This is a genomic window from Paraburkholderia sp. MM5384-R2, from assembly GCF_014201025.1.
GTDB classification, from domain to species: domain Bacteria; phylum Pseudomonadota; class Gammaproteobacteria; order Burkholderiales; family Burkholderiaceae; genus Paraburkholderia; species Paraburkholderia tuberum.
This window is the reverse complement of sequence record NZ_JACHDI010000007.1, coordinates 171,136-188,092: the sequence shown is the minus strand read 5'-3', so window position 1 is coordinate 188,092 and position 16,957 is coordinate 171,136. Positions and strand designations below refer to the sequence as shown.

The following is a 16,957-nucleotide window of genomic DNA, read 5'->3' as shown; positions in this document are numbered from 1 at the left end:
TCCGCTCGGATTAACCTGCGACCCTAAGGTGTCTGGCCAGAAATCGCGTCTGGTCCGACACGATCCTTTCGAAGTCGTCGCCGAGGTAAAAATCGAAGTGACCGGCCGAATACAGCTTGATCTCGCCGTGCGGCGCACGGCGGGCCAGCGCGATGGTCTGATCCGGCGGCGTGACAGTGTCAGTGGTGCTGACGCAAAACAGGATGGGCATCGCCACCTTGCGCGCCGAACGTCCGGGCCGGTAGGTGGCGATCTCCGGGATGACCCTTGCCGCAACGTGATTGACGAACTCCGTCCCCTTCGGCACCAGCGCCAGATAGCCCGGCAATGCGTCATGGGCATTCATCAAGGCCGGGTTGCCCGGCGCTGCTGCGATCGGAACCATCACGGGCGGCCGCCCAAGCAGTCTGGCCGCGAAGTCACGCACGACAGCCGGAGTGACCTTCATCGATGCCTTCACACCCAGCGCGGCTGCGGAGGCAAGCCCGTCGGTAAATGGACACTGGCTGACGGCTGCCAGCAGTTCGGGGTGTCGGCTGGCCACCTGGATCGCATGGCCGCCGCCAAACGAACTACCCCAGACTGCGACGCGGCTGCCATCGACGTCGCCGCAGTCTCCGACAAAGTCCAGCGCAGCGTCCCAGTCTGCAAGCTGACGCTTCACGGACATCAGTTGCCTGGGCTTGCCACCGCTGTCGCCAAAATAACGGTAGGTGAAGGCCAGGGTCGCCATTCCCGCGGCCGCAAACCGTTCCGAAAAGGCATCGAGGCGCATCTCGCGAACGGCGCCGAGCCCGTGTCCGAGAACTACCACCGGTGGCCGCGTGACTCCGACCGGCATATAGAGCCAGGCGGAGCAGTAGGTTTCGCCCGAGACGAAGCGGATGTCCCGGCGGGTGAATGGGTAAGTGGACGGAAGCATAGCGATGTTGCTCACTTCCTTGAAGCCTTGCTGTTCAAGGGAAAACGACCGCCCTCAAGGGCCTCGCTGTAGATTGCGGGGTCGTACAGAGGCAGGTCTCCGTCGCGTGCGGTGCGCTCGAGGTATCCGACCATCAGCGACTGGGCAGTCTTTGACGGAGATATCTGGATGAATTCCGCGCGCTCGAGATGCAGCCCTTCATCGAGCGACATCGATCCCCCGAGGTACACCGCCCGCTTGATCGCTGCGATAGCATCGCTTGGACGGGAACTCATGTACTCGGCCAGCGCAATCGCCCGGTCGAGGAGCTCGTCGGGGGGAACCACCTCGTCAACGAGACCGATTTCGAGGGCCTTTCCCGGAGAGACCGGCCGGCCCTCGAGCATCATCATGAGTGCACGGTGCGCGCCGACCAGTCGCGTCAGTCGCTGCGTGCCACCGCCACCGGGATGGATACCAAGGAGGACTTCGGGTTGCCCGATGAAGAAATCCCCATCGGCCATCAGGCGGACATCGCAAGCTTGCGCGAGCTCGCTGCCCAGCCCCAGCGCAGAGCCGTTCAGCGCGGCGACGAAGATGACGCCGCAGCGGTTCATCCGCAAAAACGTGTCGTGCAGTTGATCCAGTTGCATCCCTCCCTCCAGGGGCGTTATGGATGCGACTGCCGCAAGTGGAGGCACCTTGCGGACCGCCGCGGACGTGCGGGCGATCGCGGACGCCAGGCGAGGCCCGACAGAAGGGATACTCTTTCCGCCTTCCTGCAACCAGCGAACGTCTGCATGACCGATGAAACGACCGGGGTGCGTTCCGGTCAGTATCACCGCAGTGACTGCGGGGTCCGATTCCACCCTGTCGACCAGCGCTGAAAGCTCGTCGGCCATATTCAGCCCCATCAGGCCGTAGGGCCCACCCTCCAGCCGCACAACCAGTACGGAACCGCGGGTCTCCACATCAAGGCGCCCTGGCATCGCGCGTGTCTTCCTCATTTCTTGGATCCTCTGAATGAAGCGTGGAGAGCGCGCACGCTCTCCTTTAATGATTTCAGGTTCCTGCTGCCATCGACCGGTGCTGCTCACGATGCACGCGGTCAATGCGTGGTGCCCCGAAGCGCCATTGATCGCATCACGGTTGCGTTCTGCACTGTGTCGCCGACGATTTATCGGTGCGACGTCAAATAACATCGTTATTGAGTAGAATAACTATGTTATGGAGGCTTCGCAACATGTCTACTGTTAGGTCAAACCCTGATGTCCGCACACGCCTCATCGAGGCTGCAATCCGTTTGCTTGCGACGAACGGACCATCCGAAGTGAAGGCCCGCTCGGTGGCGAATGAGGCCGGGCTGTCGACCATGGGCGTCTACAGCCACTTTGGCGGTGTGCCCGAACTGCTTCAGGCAGTTGCCGACGAGGGGCTCGGAAGGCTGGCCGCAGCCTTCGGACTGGTCCAGAGTACCGACGATCCGTTGGCCGATTTATGCGCGATGTCCCTGGCATACCGGGACGTTGCACGGCGCAATCCCCATCTGTACGACCTGATGTTCGGCCTCTCAATTCACGGCAGATACAGCCTCTCATGGGGCACAGCGACGCAGGTCTCGAGCGAGCACTCGCCTGCGTTCAATGCCGTCTACTCGCTTCTGGTCAAAGCATGCGCCCGACTGGTTGACGCCAACTGCGTGCAGAAGATCAGTGCCTCTCTCATCGCCATGCAATTGTGGAGTGCCGTGCATGGATTCGTCATGCTCGAACTTGCCGATCACTTCACGGATCTGACCGATCCCCTTTCAGAAGTCCTTGTGCCGATGTGCACCAACCTGATTGTCGGACTTGGTGCGAAACGCGAAAGAGTGGAAGCGTCCACGGCCGGCGTGGTTAACAGGTGGGCGAGCCCGCCACAGGTTCAGCCGGGCAAGCCTCGCAGTCAGAAAACGAAGAGAGGCAAAGCGAAATCAGATCCGGCGAGCCATTCGATATGAGGCAGGGCAGCGGATAAACGGACCGCTCGCCTCTGTACAGGCGTAGGGGCGTAGCGCCGGCGAAGATCGCGTCGGGGGGTGCGGATAAAATCCTGGACTGATTAAGCGACGAATCCCAGGCTTTTTCGGTACTCGACTGGACTGAGTGCGCCTAGCGAGATTTTGATCCGTTTTTCGTTGTACCACCTGATATGGGCGTCCAGTATGCTGACGAACTGCTCAATCGTGGTGGATTTCCAGTTTCGCGGATAGAACAGCTCGTTCTTCAATCGCCCAAAGAAACCCTTACATGCCGAATTGTCCGGAGAGTACCCCTTGCGTGACATCGAGCGAACCAGCTTTGCGTTGGCGATACGGGAGACCCAGCAGCCAGCGATAGTGCGCTCCACGATCAGAGTGCACGACAGGTCGGTCATTTCCAGACGCGACCGTCTCTACGGCAGCGTCGAGCATCGAGTTCGCAAGGTCTGCATCAGGGCGGGTAATCGACGCCGGACGCAATCAGACGATCGATGAGCACGAACGTATCGTCGATACGCAATGCGCCTTCGCCGGCCTCTTCCGGAGAAATACGGTAACCGACGAGAAACGGCCTCTTCGCATGAGCCGCAATCACGCGCCTGACCTCCTGAACCACGGCAAACGGGAAACGCATTCTGCTTTCGAGCGAGCCGCCCCAATGGTCGGTGCGCTGATTGAAGAGAGGCGAGAAAAAATTCTGAATCAGAAAACCATGCGCGTCATGCAGTTCGATGCCATCGAAACCCGCTTCGATCGCCCGCCGCGTGGCCTGTCCGAACGCACGGATCACGTCGAGAATCTCATCGTGAGTCAGGGCGGGGGCTGCCCGTCACGCCGTCGTGGAAAGGACCCAGAGGTGCCTTTGTCGCGCTCGCGCTCACGAGTTCGCCACCTGGAATCAAACCCGGTACGGCCTTGTTGCCCGCGTGGAAGATTTGCAGCACCGCAGGCGCGCCGCCGCTTTTGGCGGCTTGAGCCAGCTTCCGCAATCCGGGAATGAATCGATCTTGATGCGCGGCGAACTCGTGCGTGAAGCCGACGCCGTTTTCCATCACGTGCGTGCATCCGGTCAAAACCATGCCGACACTGCCGGCTCGTGCACGATAATAGGTCAGATCCTAATCGGAGACAGTGCCATCGGCGTTGGATGACCACGTCGTCATTGGAGCCATCGCGACGCGGTTACGAAGCGTGATGCCGTTGGAGAAGGAGAATGTCTGGCGAGTCTGTTGTCGATATCATTCGAAAGAATTGCTCGCTTACATGAAATACGGCTTATCGCCACCGGTGTCGGGCTTGTTCACGCCGAGGCTTGCGCCGACGTGAAACGTCGGCGAATCGATGATCTTCACGATCAGATCAGCCACGCTCTTGCGCGACACCACCGTGCCCTTGAAAGATTCATGGCGTTCAGTCAACTCGTAGTCGACTTCGTCCTCGTCGGTCAGCCATGCCGGGCGCAGGATGGTGTAGTCCAGCCCTGATGCCTCAATAGCATCCGCAGCGCGCCTGAAAGGCGCAAGCGCCTCGCCAATGGCCGTGTTGTTCCACTTGCCAAATTCGCCCGGCACTTCGTCGTAGATGCCCAATGAAAGGAAGAATACCAGCCGCTTGACGCCGCTCGCTCGCATCATCGCGATGACGGTCCGCGCCTGCACGTCGAGATCCTCACCTGTGAGATTCGCATAGACGATGTCGTGGCCCGGCATCACGTGCTTCAGAAAGTCCTTGTCTAGCACGTCACCGATGGCAAGCTTCGCGTTCGCCGGCTCCCCGCCAGAGATCCTTTTTGGATCGCGCAAAAGCAGCGTTAATTTCGTGTCGTTGCGCGCCGCCAAGGCATCGATCACCCACTTTGCGATTTGCCCGGTCGCGCCGAGAATCAATACGTTCTTCATTGTCATCCAGGAGTCGGTCATCGGAAACTCGGAAAACCATGAGTGACCCGCCGATGTAGGCAACACACCGGCAGGTACCACTGCCCTTACAGGCGTTCCTTGAAGAAGGGAACGACGCTGGCGAGCGCCAGTGCCACTGGTTCTGAGCGATCGTAAAGATCGTAGTGCGACCAGCCTTCAGCAACCGCGATCTGCTTATCCTTCGACGCCGCGCGGCCATAGATCTCCCAACCGTCACGATAATATGCGCCGAAACCACCGGGCTTGTCACCGATGACGACCATCAGCGGCTGCGTGAGAAGGACTTCGGTATGCAGAAACGCATCCCAGCCCATCGCGGCGCTGTTGAACGAGAACAGTCCGCTCGGGACGCGGTGCGGTTGCTGGCCGCGTGCGGTCTTGTAGTAGTCGGTGGCCTCCAGCACGTCGATATCCGTCATCCCGGCTTTCCTACCCTCCTCCACCGACGGGGGAAGGTAATTGATCACGTTGCGCTGTGCGCCTCGTGCTTCCGCCGTGCGCTGTTTGCCCATGGTTTCCAGCGCCGCGAACGGTTCAAAGTTGCTGAAGCCTTCGCGAATCAGTCTGCCGAAGTTGACTCCGGTAATCGATGTCACAGCTTTGATCCGATGGTCGGTCATCACCGCATGTATCGTGTAAGCACCGCCGCCGCACACGCCGACCGCACCGATCCGGTCTGCGCCGACATAAGGCAGCGTGACCAGATAGTCGGTGGGGAAGCGGATATCGGAGACCCGAATCGATGGATCTTCGATGAAGCGCGGCTCGCCGCCACTCGCGCCCTGAAAGCTCGCGTCGAAGGCGATGACGACGAAACCTTCCTTCGCGAGGGCCGCGCCGTACACTTTGCCGGAGGTCTGCTCCTTGCAACTGCCGATAGGATGCGTGCTCACGATGGCGGGATACTTCTTCGTCTAGTCGAAGTTCGGCGGCAGGTGGTGGATGTCCGCCGCAGAGTCCCATCCCAGATTGCGATAAGTGACGCTTCGAATGTTGCCTGGGGCCATGATATGAGTTTCTGGTTCGAAGGCAGGCTCGGGCGAACCGGACCTTCCCGAATTGTTTCGCCGCTTACTTCAACGTACGTTGGAAGAATGGCGCGAGCACCGAAACGGCCTCGTCGACAAACTTTTCCCCGTCATACAGCGACATGTGATTGGCACCCTCAACCACGTGAAAATGCTTGTCCTGGCTGGCCGCGCGCGCAAAAAGGTCGTCGCTCATCCATTTGCTTCCGGCCACGCTGCCCGCCACGATCTGCAGCGGCTGCGTCAGGAACGCTTCGGCCTTGTTGTAGGCGTCGTACGTGATGATCTGCGTGAGGCTACGCGCCGTCATGAAGCCCGGCGCGTTCGGGTGTTCGCAACGAGGCGTGTGATAGTACTCCCACGCCTCTTCAAGTTCCTTGTTCGGCGCATCCTCCTTGCGCATCGGCGCGAGCGGGAACGCAGCGTGTTCTGCGTTGCCGGCGTCGGCGGTGCGCGCATCGGCACCACGTTCGAGCATCGGGATAGCGCCGGCATCCTTGACTGTGTTTTCCCAGCCATTGCGGAACATCGAGCCGATATTCACCGCGCTCACCGTCCCTACGGCCTTGATGCGGCGATCGTTGATTGCGGCGTTGGCCGTGTAGCCGCCCCCCGCGCAAATCCCCATCGCGCCGATCTTGTCCTTGGCGATATACGGCAACGTCGTTAAATAGTCGACAACTGCGCTGATATCCTCGGTGCGGACATAGGGATTCTCCAGCTGACGCGGCGCGCCGCTGCTTTCGCCTTGATAGGAAGCATCGAACGCGACTGTGACGAAGCCATGCTCCGCCAACTTGCGCGCATAAAGCCCGGCTGCCTGCTCCTTTACGCCGCCGCCCGGATGAGCGACGACCAAGGCGGGATACGTCCTGCCTTCATCGAATCCTTGCGGGAAATTGATCACCGCCGCAAGTGTGATGTCCTGTCCGCTCGGATTCGTGATTTTGATTTTCTGCATGGTCCTGAACTCCATTGTTGAGCAAGCGCCCGAAAAATCATTGCCTTCTCGATGGGGAGAATGTTAGAACCTGCATTGCTGCGCAACAAGATCAAATATCCAATCACAGTTGTAAGCCAGGCTTACCAATACAATCAATGGACTTTTCGCGTCTCCCCTCGTTGGCTGCGTTCGCCCACATTGCCCAACACGGCAGCTTCACCAAGGCGGCCGCCGAGATGGGTGTTTCGCGGGCGGCGTTGTCGCAAAGCCTGAAGGCGCTCGAAGAACAGTTGAACGTCAAGCTGATCTATCGCACGACGCGCGAGATGTCGCTCACGGAAGAGGGCCAGCGGCTTTTTGATCAACTGCGTCCAGCACTTGGCGCGATCGAGCAGGCCGTGCGCAGCGTTGGCGAAACGAACGCGGCTCCTTCTGGCCTTCTGCGCGTGAATACGTCGAGGATCGCGGCGCGGAATCTGCTAGAGCCCCATTTGGCCGAGTTCTTCGCGCGCTATCCTCAGTTGAAACTCGAACTCGTGTTGGACGATGGTTTATCAAACATCATTGCAGAGGGATGCGACGCCGGTATTCGCATGGGTGAGAGTCTCGCAGCACACGTGGTCGCCGTGCCGATCTCGCCACTGCTTGAAATGGCGGTGGTAGCCTCGCCCCAATATTTAGAACGCCACGGTGTTCCCGCAACACCGGCGGACCTCGCGACACATGACTGTGTGGCGTATCGACATACGAGCAGTAGCGCCATTTTCCGATGGGAGTTCAGCTCGCCCGGATCGAAGGGTCATGACTTCGTTGTCGAACCTCAAGGTACGCTGACCACAAACGACGATGACAGCATGATTCGCGCGGCGCTGCAGGGTGCGGGCCTCGTTCAGCATGTCGATATTGCGGTACGCCGCGAGTTGGCCGACGGATCGCTCATTCGTGTGCTGCGCGAGTGGTGCAAGCCGTTCGCGGGCTTCTACCTTTACGTCCCGACTCGTGAGCGCATGCCTCCAAAAGTCCGCGTCCTCGTGGACTTTCTCCTTGAAAAGCGTGAACTCCTAAGCGTACAAAGACAAGAGCCTTTAGATCACGCGATGCGGAAGTCGGGGCGCCGCTCTCGCGCCTCTTCGAGCTCGGATCTGACTTGAAATCCCGCTATCGGTCGGGTCTCGCACAGATGGATATTTCAACAGCCGAGTCTGTTGTTGAAGGTCGTTAATTCTGCTAGCGGTGCCCATTAGGGCGCTAGTGTTGTCCGTTAATTTTGCTAGCGCAGGCGGCCGGCACCCCGCGACAGGCATTTTTTGCGGTAACGGCTGATCGCACGATGCGCGGCATCGAGGTGATTCGATAGCCGGAATACGGACGCTGGCACCGTTTCCAAAAGCCTGTGGTGTACGCTACAAAATTCGGCTGTCGGATCAAGCCACTCACGGTTCCAGCGAGGCGCCGCCACGTCCGCGTCATTGAGCACAAAGCATCTGAAGCAGTACGGCACGCAGCGGCGATCGGTGAGCCAGCCCGCTGGCGTCTGTATGCGGCTCAACCTGTCGTCATCAAGACGCGCGAGCGTTGCAAATGCTTCCAACGCTGATTGCGAAATCGCCGGGAAAAGTATCCAGCCCGCAGTTCCCAGTACAGGCATCTCCTCCGAAACGCTGATTTCCCACAATGTCCCGACGCTGAGCTGATAGCGCGCCGCAACCCTGCCTAGCCAGCTTCCGAAAGCCTCCTCATAAAATGGCCTTGGAGCGACCGGCCACCGCGTCGAGCTACTGCGTGATCCGGCAGACATGCTCAAGGTGTGTCATATCGATCAATTCGTCGCCGTTGCGAATCGCTAGCTCCGCGGCGTTATTCAGCGGCGCAGATGTTTCGCCGGTTAATCCCCCACTCGCGCTCAAGACAAACTGAACGATCTCGCGTCGCGCGAGATCCGACGGCTTGCGCAGCGGCAGCACCCGTTCAAATGCGGCGAGCAGCCGCCGTAGACCGTCGCTTTCGCGCCAGCGGGGGATCTAAATGGGGTATAACGGCTGATCATCTGGGCATCGGTCTGAAGTGCCAATACTGCGTCGCGTGTTCCGACCAAGACCATGCTGATCTGTAGGTCATTGGCGTGGAACTTGAGAAGATTCAGGGACGCACGCTGTTCCCGATAGCTGCCCGCCAGCAGATGGTGGATCTCATCGACAACAAGCATGCGTGGCGATACCCGCCTGAGAATGTCACGAGCTAGCCGCTCCAGGGACGCCAGACCAGCCGCGGCGTTGTGCGGAGCGCCTAGCTCGAAAAGAAGGCCCGATAAAAACGATGCTGGTCTGGCGTCGGCGGCATCTGCATGGAAACGACCGAACAGCGTTCTACCCCAGTCCTGTCGTCAAATTCGTTGGGATGCGAGCGCCGGAATTTCGCGGTGATTTTCGTCTTGCCGATATTTGAGTCGCCATGCAGGAGCAGGCATGGTATCCGATCGCGACGAGGCGTTTCGTACAGACGCTCAAGTTGCTGCAACGCTTGCGTGGCGCGCGGGTAGTCAATCCATCGATCGCGGAGAAGCGCAACAATGCGTTCGTCGTCCCCCAACTCGGCCTGCTTTCTGGCGGTCGGCAACAGATGTCCGAGCGTGACATTTTTCATGTTCTACCTCACCATTGCTCGACATCAAAAGCCTGAACGGGCGCATCGTAATCGACCGTCTCGATGTCGTGCCCCGACGTCTCACTCCTGAATTGCACGACTCTTTCGAGCACCTCATCCAATGGGACATACTTTTTCCGCGATCGCCGACGTGCTCGAGCCGTTGCCCGCCTGGCGTTAGCAATCACGCGCCGCTGCTCTTCTACGGTTCGGAAAATTAGCGCCTCAGAGATGGTGCGTTGTCCTTCCGACCGGATCGCCTTTAGCGCGGTTCGCTGTTCGAAAAGCGAAATCGCCGGCCGCCGCATATCCGCATACCGGACTTCGAGGTAGTCACGGGTACCGGCGGTCACGAACACGCGTGAGAGATCCTCCGGATGGTATCGAATGGTGACCGTGCGCCGGGACTCGCGCCATGCAACGAATATCGGATGCCAGTAACGAATATGGAAAAGCGTCAGTCCATACGCCTGGATGGTCCTCGACGCCGCAGGCAAGAAACGGATCAGGAACTGCAACTCAGCGTCCCTGGCCCCCGACAATTGCCGCGAGTCAGAACTCCGGCCGAGCATTCTCCACATGTCGGCTGGCGTTGCGCCAAGCAGCCCCCGATGTGCCGCATGGTGGTATCGTCTGGCGACTTCAATCGCGAGCCATTGCTCAAACTCACGCAGTGTTAGTGCGGCCGTCTTTTCGGACTGTCGCGCTTTGCGACCTTTCGGGGACGATCCGGTCGCCCCCGGCAGGCCTCGCACCCGCTCCATGAGAGTCCGGTTCAGGCGCTCTATATGGCCACCGAAATGGGGACGTCCCACAGGTCGATACATGAGGTCGATGCCGTATTCGCGGCACCCGCTGCGAAGCGCCCTGCTTTTAAACTCGGCAGCGTTGTCGAGATGCAGGACTTCCGGAATTCCACGCATCGGCCAATCCGCGTCCGCCTCTATCTTCGCAAGCCAAGGCTCCTTGCATAGTGCCGCTCTGGTCAGGAGCAATCCCACCGTTGCCGCCCCCGGACGATCCATGCTGACGTAGAAGCTCAACACGCACGTCGTCGCCACGTCCAGCGCGATGGTCAGCCAGGGACGGCCGATCGCCCGTCTGTCGTACTCGCTCACCAGCAGCACATCCGCTTGTGTGTGGTCGACCTGAACGATCTCCAGGGGGTACCTGGCAACAGGCGACCCCGGCGCTTTGAGCGCGTCAGGCAGCGCCGCGCGCTTCAAAGCGTCCAGCTCGCGATGCCTCGCCCATCGCCGCCCGATGGTCGTTCGGCGTGGCAGTTGCAGTCCCGCGAGTGCACATCTGTGTCGAACCTCCAGCACAAGATCCGTTGCAGGATGGGCCTGCTGTCGCTGCTTAGGGAGCCGGACATGCACTACTTCGTCGATCACCTTATCGGCGTCGTCCCCCAACCGACCGCCGCCCATCGATGGACCTCGGCGATGTGGAACGACGGAACTCGCTACAGGATCGGCTAAAAATCTCCGGCGCAGACGATACACCGTTGTCCAATGCACGCCGAGCAGGCGTCCGGCGAGAACGGCCTGCTCTCGTGAAAGCGGTCCCCGCCCCAATGGCCGAAGCACTGATGCGACCTTCGCAGCACGGTCGTTCGTCACGCTCGCACCCGTCATCGCAGGCCCTCATCGACTTACGTTGAACGCATTAGCGGAATTAAAGGACACGTCGAACCCGCTAGCAAAATTAACGGACAAACGGACGTGCATCCGTTGCCAAAACGCAACGCGTTTAAAAGGACGAATTTTGCCGCTTAGGGCTGCTGACCATGGCTTGTAGACCTTTGTTCCGCTAGCGCGAGGTGTGGACGTGGCTAGCAGAATTAACGAACATCAACAGCTGTCGGTTTTGCCGTAGCAGGTGCACAGCGCAGTAAATAAACTGTGAGCGCGGAAATACATAAGGCCGCGCGCTGACGATCAGACGCGGACGATACCGGTGCCTGGAGCGCGCAGTACTCCGAGCCATTCAGCCACTTTTTCCGCGTTGACTTCCTTGATCGGGTATCCGCGCACATTCACGACTTCACGCGCGCCAATGCTGAATTCAGCCGAGGTAATCAAGACTCCATACTTCGCTTCGTTGTATTCAACGTCAGTGGCAAGACCTTTGACAGTCACTTTGTCAATTTTGTCCTTTTGCCGTTTGCATTGAACGATCAACGTGGGCGCGGCGGTCCTATCTTCTCCTTTCGCCCCAGCACGGATGTCAACACCGTCATCATTGCCGCCAGTTCCAATATCGACCGCATAACCCGCCCGATGGAAGAGTTCGGCGGACATTTGTTCGAAACGCCGCCAATGCATTTCCCCAAGCTTCTCGCCGTTGTTCGTTAGGAAGTTGATGAACCTTTGATCGAAGTATGCGCCGTGCGTCGGTGTCGCTTCGCTTCGCTTCTTGAGTTCGGCAAGGTCGAGCCGATCAAGCCATACGGATTGATGTTGGCTCTTGGAAAAGGGGTCTTGGTCTTGTGCTGTCGAAATCGCTTCTATGCGATCCATCGCAATGTCTAGCCCAATTTTGCCGTATTTGTCGAACGCCGCCTGTATGAACGGGCGCGGGTCCATGCTCTTCGTTCCTGCGGCCAATGCGGATGCCATCATCTTTGGCCACCATTCGTTCATTAGCCGGGTGACGCCTTCTAGTTGCCGGCGATGCTCCGCGTACTTCCTGTACACGAAGGCCCCAAGATGGTCGCCGTTGAAACGCTTCTGGCTGTAGCCGACTTTGTGCAGCGCGTGATAGTAAAGGTCTTGAACGTCTTCCGATCGCAGCCGAACCGCGTTTTCTTCATTCCTGAGAATGGCGTCAGGGTATTCAGTTCCCGTCAGCAAATCGCATAGTTCGGGAATCGAGACTGCCAAGCCTGACTTGTAGCCGATGGTTTCGTGAAGGCCATCCGCCAATGTGCCCGGTCCAAACACAATGCCGCCCATAATGCCTCCGCATCAATATTGTAAAATGAATTGCAAATATACCGACTGAAATCAACGGCGCTGGCGGTGCAGCAGCTAGATTCATACAAAGAATTAGGAATTGCCCCGCTCGCAATCGTCAACTCAATAGGGCTAATGCTTCGCCGAATCATGCGTGACGCCTGCGCTGGATATCTCAACGACCTATACTCCCGCGCAGTGGCGGGCGAAGGTTCGAAGGAATGTCTCTGTACTGAAAATCAACGACAGTAACAGCCGGTGCCCGAGTTTATCAGTGCGCTGCCTTATCGGCTGCCCGATCTTCCGTTCCCGGCCATCAACCGTCCCTCGCACTCTATTGGCGAACGCCTGCTGACGAGGGATGAACAGGCATTCAGTCGGGCGGCGACCGACCATGCAATTTAAAATCAAAGGAAATCGGCTGCCCGATGTATTTCCGTTGCAAGGCCACGAACGTGCGGCCAGCTGAGAGTTCGCCAGCGCACGCAACTTCTCCGAACGGCTTCTGGCTCGCAGCTGCGTGGCGAAGCTAACGCAGCAACGATTCCTCCGCGCCGCCATGGGTGTTGGCTGAGGCACTATGCGGTTGCGAAGTGCCTAGCAACTACACAACGCATATTCAATGGCGGTGACAGGATGCTCTCGTTGGTGTACTCGAGCTACTGCAGCGTCGATTCGTCTTCTAACAGGTGGAATTTGTCCGGGGCCGAGCTGGCTTAATGGGATCTCCGCTCCCGGAGCAGCTTCGCGTCCTCTCTCAGACGTATCACGACATACTCTTTATACTCCGGGGGGAATTTCTCTACGCCCGTCGAAAGCAATATCTGATAGTCCCGGTTCTCCTCGTCGAGCACCTTCATCTGCCGCAGCATAAGAACCAGGTTGTCCCGGTCAATCCCCGCAGTTTCCGGGGTATCGATAAGAAGCATCTGCGGAAACGGCATGTCACTCTTCAACGACATCAACAGAAGGGTTAAATAGTAAAGAAATCTTTTCGAAACCTCAGCACTTGCTTCTCGGTATTCGCCGTTATTGATCACCGGCATATAAGTATCTTCGTCGATACGCGCGGCGCGACATCCGGCCAGCACCTTCGTCATGAAGTCGTTGTAGATTTCGTTAAATCCGGCAATCCGACCGGTGAGCTCTGTTTTTGATGCCAGCTCGAGCTGTTTTGCAAGACCGTCAGCCGCAGTCCAGATGGACCGCTTGGAATTGTAGGTTTTCTGCAGCCCCTCGATCTTCTCTTCCATCTTCAAAGCTTGGAGAAGCTCGTTCTGCTCGTTCTTCAAATCAAAGATCTTTTCGTCAATTTGCTCGACCTGCCAATCGGCTGCTTCTGCCTGCGGCAGCGCATACGATTTCTCGATGCTGTCTGTAAGTTCCTGCACCTGCTGCTCTAGTACCGCCTGCTCCGTCAGCGCGTCAGAGATATCCGCGTTCACATCGCCAACCGTGGACAGCATCGTCTGCAGAGACTTTTTCTTGGCGCGATAGATGTCCACGTACTCCGTGGGGCTGTAGAAGAACCGTTGATAATCGTTCTCGTCGACAGGATTGCCACACACGCAATGGCCCTGCATCCGGGACACTGCATTCAGGCAATATGGACATGTGTCGCTTGAAAACAGCTTCAGCTGTTCGTGCGTGAAAATGACTTTACTGACGCGATCAATATCGTCACGAATGGAGCCGATCACGTTCCCGAGACGGCCTTTGTCTCGAACGAGCACCTCGACCTCTTCCCGCGTCTGACGCAGCGAGGACACCAACTCGCCAAGGCGGCGCCGGTCGGCATCAATCGATTGCATGAGCTGACTCGGCACAGGATGGGATAGGCGCTCTGACCTCGCGCGAACAAGTTTGTCCAGCTGCGAATTGATCTCGTCGATCCGCTTTCCGAGAAAATGCGAATTCTGAATCGTTGCGCCGCCACGCTCCTTGAGCACTTCGGCCACAATCTTCTGATACTCTGACAGGATCGCGCGAGCAGCGTCCAGTTCCCGTTCCGAACGTTTCAGATCGCCCATCGCCTCGTACAGCGCGAGCAGGGTCTTTCCAACGAGCACCTGAAATATCGCCCGCCGCACTTCCAGCGAGTCAGAGAGGAAATTGCTGTTGTCGGCTGGCTTGTAAATACCGTGCGGATCAGGCGCCTGATTGTGGTAAATCAGGCGCATAAGATCCGAGATATTGAGCTTGAAATTCCGCCCGCCCTGAAAGATCTCAACAACCGCGATCCCAAGTTTCTCCAGGATCCAGTCAGAGAAGATCCGCGTATCCGCGTCCCGCCGGAACAGGGGAAAGGTATCCACGCTCTGGTCGACTTCACCCCCAATCGGGCCAAGGGGCCGGACGGTGATGAGATTCTCGCCGAACTTTCGTATTAATGAGTACTCCTTCAGATCGATCCGTATCTTGAGCCATACGAAGTTGTTGGTATCGCCGGTTATCTCCGCGTGCCGATTGTCACTGCGCAGCTCAAACTCATCCACTTTTCCGCCCAGCCCGAAATAGATCAGGTTGAAGAACGTGGATTTTCCGCTCCCGTTTGGCCCTTCGACAATGGCAAGCCGCTGCCCGAACTCTGGCGACTCGAACTCGTACTTGTCACCCTGGTAGCCAACCTGAACGATCTTCAGAGTGCCCATACATTAACTCCGCGACTTTCATACACCTTCTGCAGAAACGTATCCATGTTAAGCGTGGACAATCTCGGAACGACCTTCTTGATCCTGCCGATCCGGGCCCGGTCCGCCCCGAAGACTTCGTTCTTCAGAAAGTCGGCCGGCAGCACAGACCTGTTCAGTTGCACGTCGACGACTTCCGGTATCGCAGCCCGTTCGACGCGCAGCAAGCCGCGCCGTTCAAGCGCAAACACCAGTTTGAAAATCTCCCGCTTGTTGAGTTCCCCGTTCGCAAACGTCACAAACAGCCGCTCCCGATCTTCCGGGTTACTGATGGTCCTGTCTTCATAGCGCTCAAGGATACGGACCACATTCTCATCACCCGCCAGCTGCACCAAATAAGCAAGTTTGCGGTGATCCCGGAACATCCCGTTTGCAGCCGTCAGAATATCGGTAAGCAGCAGCAGTTCATAGGTCAGGAAATAGAAATCTTCGCCGCTGATGAAGTTCAGCCGCCGCTTGACGCTGTCTCTCTTGTCCATATCAGTCAAACGCCAGATAGCATTCATCGAACAGCGACAGGATCGCTCCGCGCAACGTGATTTCGTCCTGTATTCGGTAGTGGTACGTCTTGTTCAGACGCGTCAGCTCTTCCATCGACCGGGTGACCATGTCTGCGAGGATGGCGTCGATTTCCGCCGGCGTTAGCGGCGATGTACGCCCATGCCGGTTCGCATCGAGAACATCTTCGCAGACGTCATATACCCTGCGTCGCAAGGACACATACTCCCGCTGCCACAGGCGCGCCTCGTCCTTTGCCAGACCCACCCGGCGTTTCAAGCGTCTCAGACCTTTCGGCGGGTAGCTAGCCGTTACGGCTTCGATCTTCTCTTGAAGACTTCGCATGTCGGTTACGTCGATCTCGTTCCAGCTCTCGTGCGCAGGATCAAGCGGCTTTCCCTGTGGCTGGACGCCAAGGGTTCTTAGGAAAATATTCTCGATATCAGGGGTGCCTAGAAGCCGCGCCATCGGCACTCCGTGCTCGGAACGTCTCTCAAACTCGCTGCAGATCGCGCCGACGATTACCGACTCCATGCCTTCATGGCGATGGCTGTAGAACGGGCACTTCCTCACACAATCGACTGCCGCGTCCTCTAGCTCAGCGTTGCCGTCCGTCGTCACTATCCACTCGACCTTGGACAGGAACTGTCCGAACTGCTCCGGCGTCCACGCAGAGATTGCAGCCAGATGGCCGTGGCCGGCGATGTCGGCATACTGCTTCGCGTACTCGTCAAGAATTGACGCCTTACACAGCGCAACGTCATCCCCTGATAGCGGCTCCTTCGCGCACAACTTTTTCAGGATCGACGACTTGCCCGGGGAGACAAGACCGGCCCGCTCGAAAAGCGACTTGTCAAACCGCTCTTCGCCGACCGTGGCAGAAGCGTAAAAGCTGAACCGGATCGGCGAATTGCCAAGGAACCGGGAATCCAGGTCGATGAAGGCAACGACCGTATTCCTGACCGGCGACGAATTGAACGTCAGCGAAGAGCCATAGTTTTTGTTCTCCTCGACGCACGGCGCATCGTCGCCCTGCTCGCGAATTAGAAGGGAATCTTCAAGCAGCTCGATCGCACAGTAAATGCGATTATTCCGGTCGAGTCCGATCTCCGAAAGCAGGCGGATACATGCCCGCAGCTTTTGAAAACGGTCGCCCTTCTTCTTGTCTCCAGCCTCTCGATCGATCATGGTCCCGTTTACATTCTTTAGTCTTGCCGGTCGTTGTCATCAAGGCTGCGCACTTAGCGCGGATTGCATCAGGAGCGCGCGACTATATCAGCATTTACCAAGGCCTTAATTGGCGTCCTCCATTGTCGCTTCCGGAGGCTGATTGTAGTGCCCGACATGCGCACCGCTGT

15 protein-coding genes and 2 pseudogenes are annotated in these 16,957 nt (G+C 58.1%); 2 read left to right on the top strand and 15 right to left on the bottom strand.

The window, feature by feature from the left end:
- Nucleotides 1–10: 10 nt before the first annotated feature.
- Nucleotides 11–937 carry an alpha/beta fold hydrolase gene (locus HDG37_RS14510; protein ID WP_311541328.1) on the bottom strand — a complete coding sequence of 309 codons (927 nt, stop codon included), beginning with the start codon at nt 935–937 and terminating at the stop codon, nt 11–13.
- Nucleotides 934–1,908, bottom strand: a complete 975-nt coding sequence (locus HDG37_RS14505; RefSeq protein ID WP_221312009.1) for an enoyl-CoA hydratase/isomerase family protein — start codon at nt 1,906–1,908, stop codon at nt 934–936. Before HDG37_RS14505 ends, HDG37_RS14510 begins: the two co-directional genes overlap by 4 nt.
- Before the next feature lie 236 nt (nt 1,909–2,144).
- On the opposite strand from HDG37_RS14505, the gene HDG37_RS14500 reads away from it, so the two are divergent.
- Nucleotides 2,145–2,900, top strand: coding sequence for a TetR/AcrR family transcriptional regulator (locus tag HDG37_RS14500; RefSeq protein WP_221312008.1), 756 nt, complete (start codon nt 2,145–2,147; stop codon nt 2,898–2,900).
- Nucleotides 2,901–3,001: 101 nt separating this feature from the next.
- Here HDG37_RS14500 and HDG37_RS14495 read toward each other — a convergent pair.
- The 6 genes and pseudogenes from HDG37_RS14495 to HDG37_RS14475 all read right to left on the bottom strand — a co-directional run.
- Nucleotides 3,002–3,383: pseudogene (locus tag HDG37_RS14495) on the bottom strand (transposase); the annotation flags it as partial.
- The gene (locus tag HDG37_RS39255; RefSeq protein WP_311541326.1) at nt 3,373–3,711 is read right to left on the bottom strand and encodes a hypothetical protein; all 339 of its coding nucleotides are present in this window, start codon (nt 3,709–3,711) and stop codon (nt 3,373–3,375) included. The pseudogene HDG37_RS14495 and the gene HDG37_RS39255, both read right to left, overlap by 11 nt.
- 10 nt (nt 3,712–3,721) lie before the next feature.
- Nucleotides 3,722–3,973 carry a hypothetical protein gene (locus tag HDG37_RS39250; RefSeq protein WP_260334860.1) on the bottom strand — a complete coding sequence of 84 codons (252 nt, stop codon included), beginning with the start codon at nt 3,971–3,973 and terminating at the stop codon, nt 3,722–3,724.
- 207 nt (nt 3,974–4,180) lie between these two features.
- Nucleotides 4,181–4,840, bottom strand: a complete 660-nt coding sequence (locus HDG37_RS14485) for an SDR family oxidoreductase (protein WP_260334859.1) — start codon at nt 4,838–4,840, stop codon at nt 4,181–4,183.
- 65 nt (nt 4,841–4,905) lie between these two features.
- On the bottom strand, nt 4,906–5,733 hold the full coding sequence (locus HDG37_RS14480) for an alpha/beta hydrolase (protein ID WP_260334858.1): 828 nt from the start codon (nt 5,731–5,733) through the stop codon (nt 4,906–4,908).
- 178 nt (nt 5,734–5,911) lie between these two features.
- Nucleotides 5,912–6,829: an alpha/beta hydrolase gene (locus tag HDG37_RS14475; RefSeq protein ID WP_184048534.1), complete on the bottom strand. Its 918-nt coding sequence runs from the start codon at nt 6,827–6,829 to the stop codon at nt 5,912–5,914.
- Nucleotides 6,830–6,966: 137 nt separating this feature from the next.
- Between HDG37_RS14475 and HDG37_RS14470 the strand changes: the two genes are divergently transcribed.
- Complete coding sequence (locus HDG37_RS14470) at nt 6,967–7,962, top strand: LysR family transcriptional regulator (RefSeq protein ID WP_184048531.1); 996 nt, start codon at nt 6,967–6,969, stop codon at nt 7,960–7,962.
- A 119-nt stretch (nt 7,963–8,081) separates the two neighbouring features.
- On the opposite strand, the gene HDG37_RS14465 is transcribed toward HDG37_RS14470, so the two are convergent.
- From HDG37_RS14465 to HDG37_RS14435, 7 genes and pseudogenes are all read right to left on the bottom strand, one after another.
- Entirely contained in the window at nt 8,082–8,609 is a 528-nt protein-coding gene (locus HDG37_RS14465; protein ID WP_184048803.1) for a TniQ family protein, read from the bottom strand.
- Between the two features lie 105 nt (nt 8,610–8,714).
- Nucleotides 8,715–9,454, bottom strand: a pseudogene (locus HDG37_RS14460) (TniB family NTP-binding protein).
- 8 nt (nt 9,455–9,462) lie between these two features.
- On the bottom strand, nt 9,463–10,848 hold the full coding sequence (locus HDG37_RS14455; RefSeq protein ID WP_311541324.1) for a Mu transposase C-terminal domain-containing protein: 1,386 nt from the start codon (nt 10,846–10,848) through the stop codon (nt 9,463–9,465).
- Nucleotides 10,849–11,394: 546 nt separating this feature from the next.
- Nucleotides 11,395–12,411 (bottom strand): restriction endonuclease, encoded by a 1,017-nt coding sequence (locus tag HDG37_RS14450; RefSeq protein ID WP_184048526.1) that lies wholly within the window; start codon nt 12,409–12,411, stop codon nt 11,395–11,397.
- Between the two features lie 716 nt (nt 12,412–13,127).
- Complete coding sequence (locus tag HDG37_RS14445) at nt 13,128–15,062, bottom strand: AAA family ATPase (protein WP_184048523.1); 1,935 nt, start codon at nt 15,060–15,062, stop codon at nt 13,128–13,130.
- The gene (locus HDG37_RS14440) at nt 15,050–15,580 is read right to left on the bottom strand and encodes a hypothetical protein (protein ID WP_184048520.1); all 531 of its coding nucleotides are present in this window, start codon (nt 15,578–15,580) and stop codon (nt 15,050–15,052) included. Before HDG37_RS14440 ends, HDG37_RS14445 begins: the two co-directional genes overlap by 13 nt.
- Before the next feature lies 1 nt (nt 15,581).
- A complete protein-coding gene (locus HDG37_RS14435; protein WP_184048517.1) occupies nt 15,582–16,787 on the bottom strand; it encodes a hypothetical protein in 1,206 nt (401 codons plus the stop codon).
- Between the last annotated feature and the right edge of the window lie 170 nt (nt 16,788–16,957).

Coding starts and splice junctions, on each gene's coding strand:
- HDG37_RS14505 (WP_221312009.1), bottom strand. CDS start 1,908: ATGAGGAAGACACGCGCGATGCCAGGGCGCCTTGATGTGGAGACCCGC.
- HDG37_RS14500 (WP_221312008.1), top strand. CDS start 2,145: ATGTCTACTGTTAGGTCAAACCCTGATGTCCGCACACGCCTCATCGAG.
- HDG37_RS39250 (WP_260334860.1), bottom strand. CDS start 3,973: ATGGAAAACGGCGTCGGCTTCACGCACGAGTTCGCCGCGCATCAAGAT.
- HDG37_RS14485 (WP_260334859.1), bottom strand. CDS start 4,840: ATGACCGACTCCTGGATGACAATGAAGAACGTATTGATTCTCGGCGCG.
- HDG37_RS14475 (WP_184048534.1), bottom strand. CDS start 6,829: ATGCAGAAAATCAAAATCACGAATCCGAGCGGACAGGACATCACACTT.
- HDG37_RS14470 (WP_184048531.1), top strand. CDS start 6,967: ATGGACTTTTCGCGTCTCCCCTCGTTGGCTGCGTTCGCCCACATTGCC.
- HDG37_RS14465 (WP_184048803.1), bottom strand. CDS start 8,609: ATGTCTGCCGGATCACGCAGTAGCTCGACGCGGTGGCCGGTCGCTCCA.
- HDG37_RS14450 (WP_184048526.1), bottom strand. CDS start 12,411: ATGGGCGGCATTGTGTTTGGACCGGGCACATTGGCGGATGGCCTTCAC.
- HDG37_RS14445 (WP_184048523.1), bottom strand. CDS start 15,062: ATGGGCACTCTGAAGATCGTTCAGGTTGGCTACCAGGGTGACAAGTAC.
- HDG37_RS14440 (WP_184048520.1), bottom strand. CDS start 15,580: ATGGACAAGAGAGACAGCGTCAAGCGGCGGCTGAACTTCATCAGCGGC.
- HDG37_RS14435 (WP_184048517.1), bottom strand. CDS start 16,787: ATGATCGATCGAGAGGCTGGAGACAAGAAGAAGGGCGACCGTTTTCAA.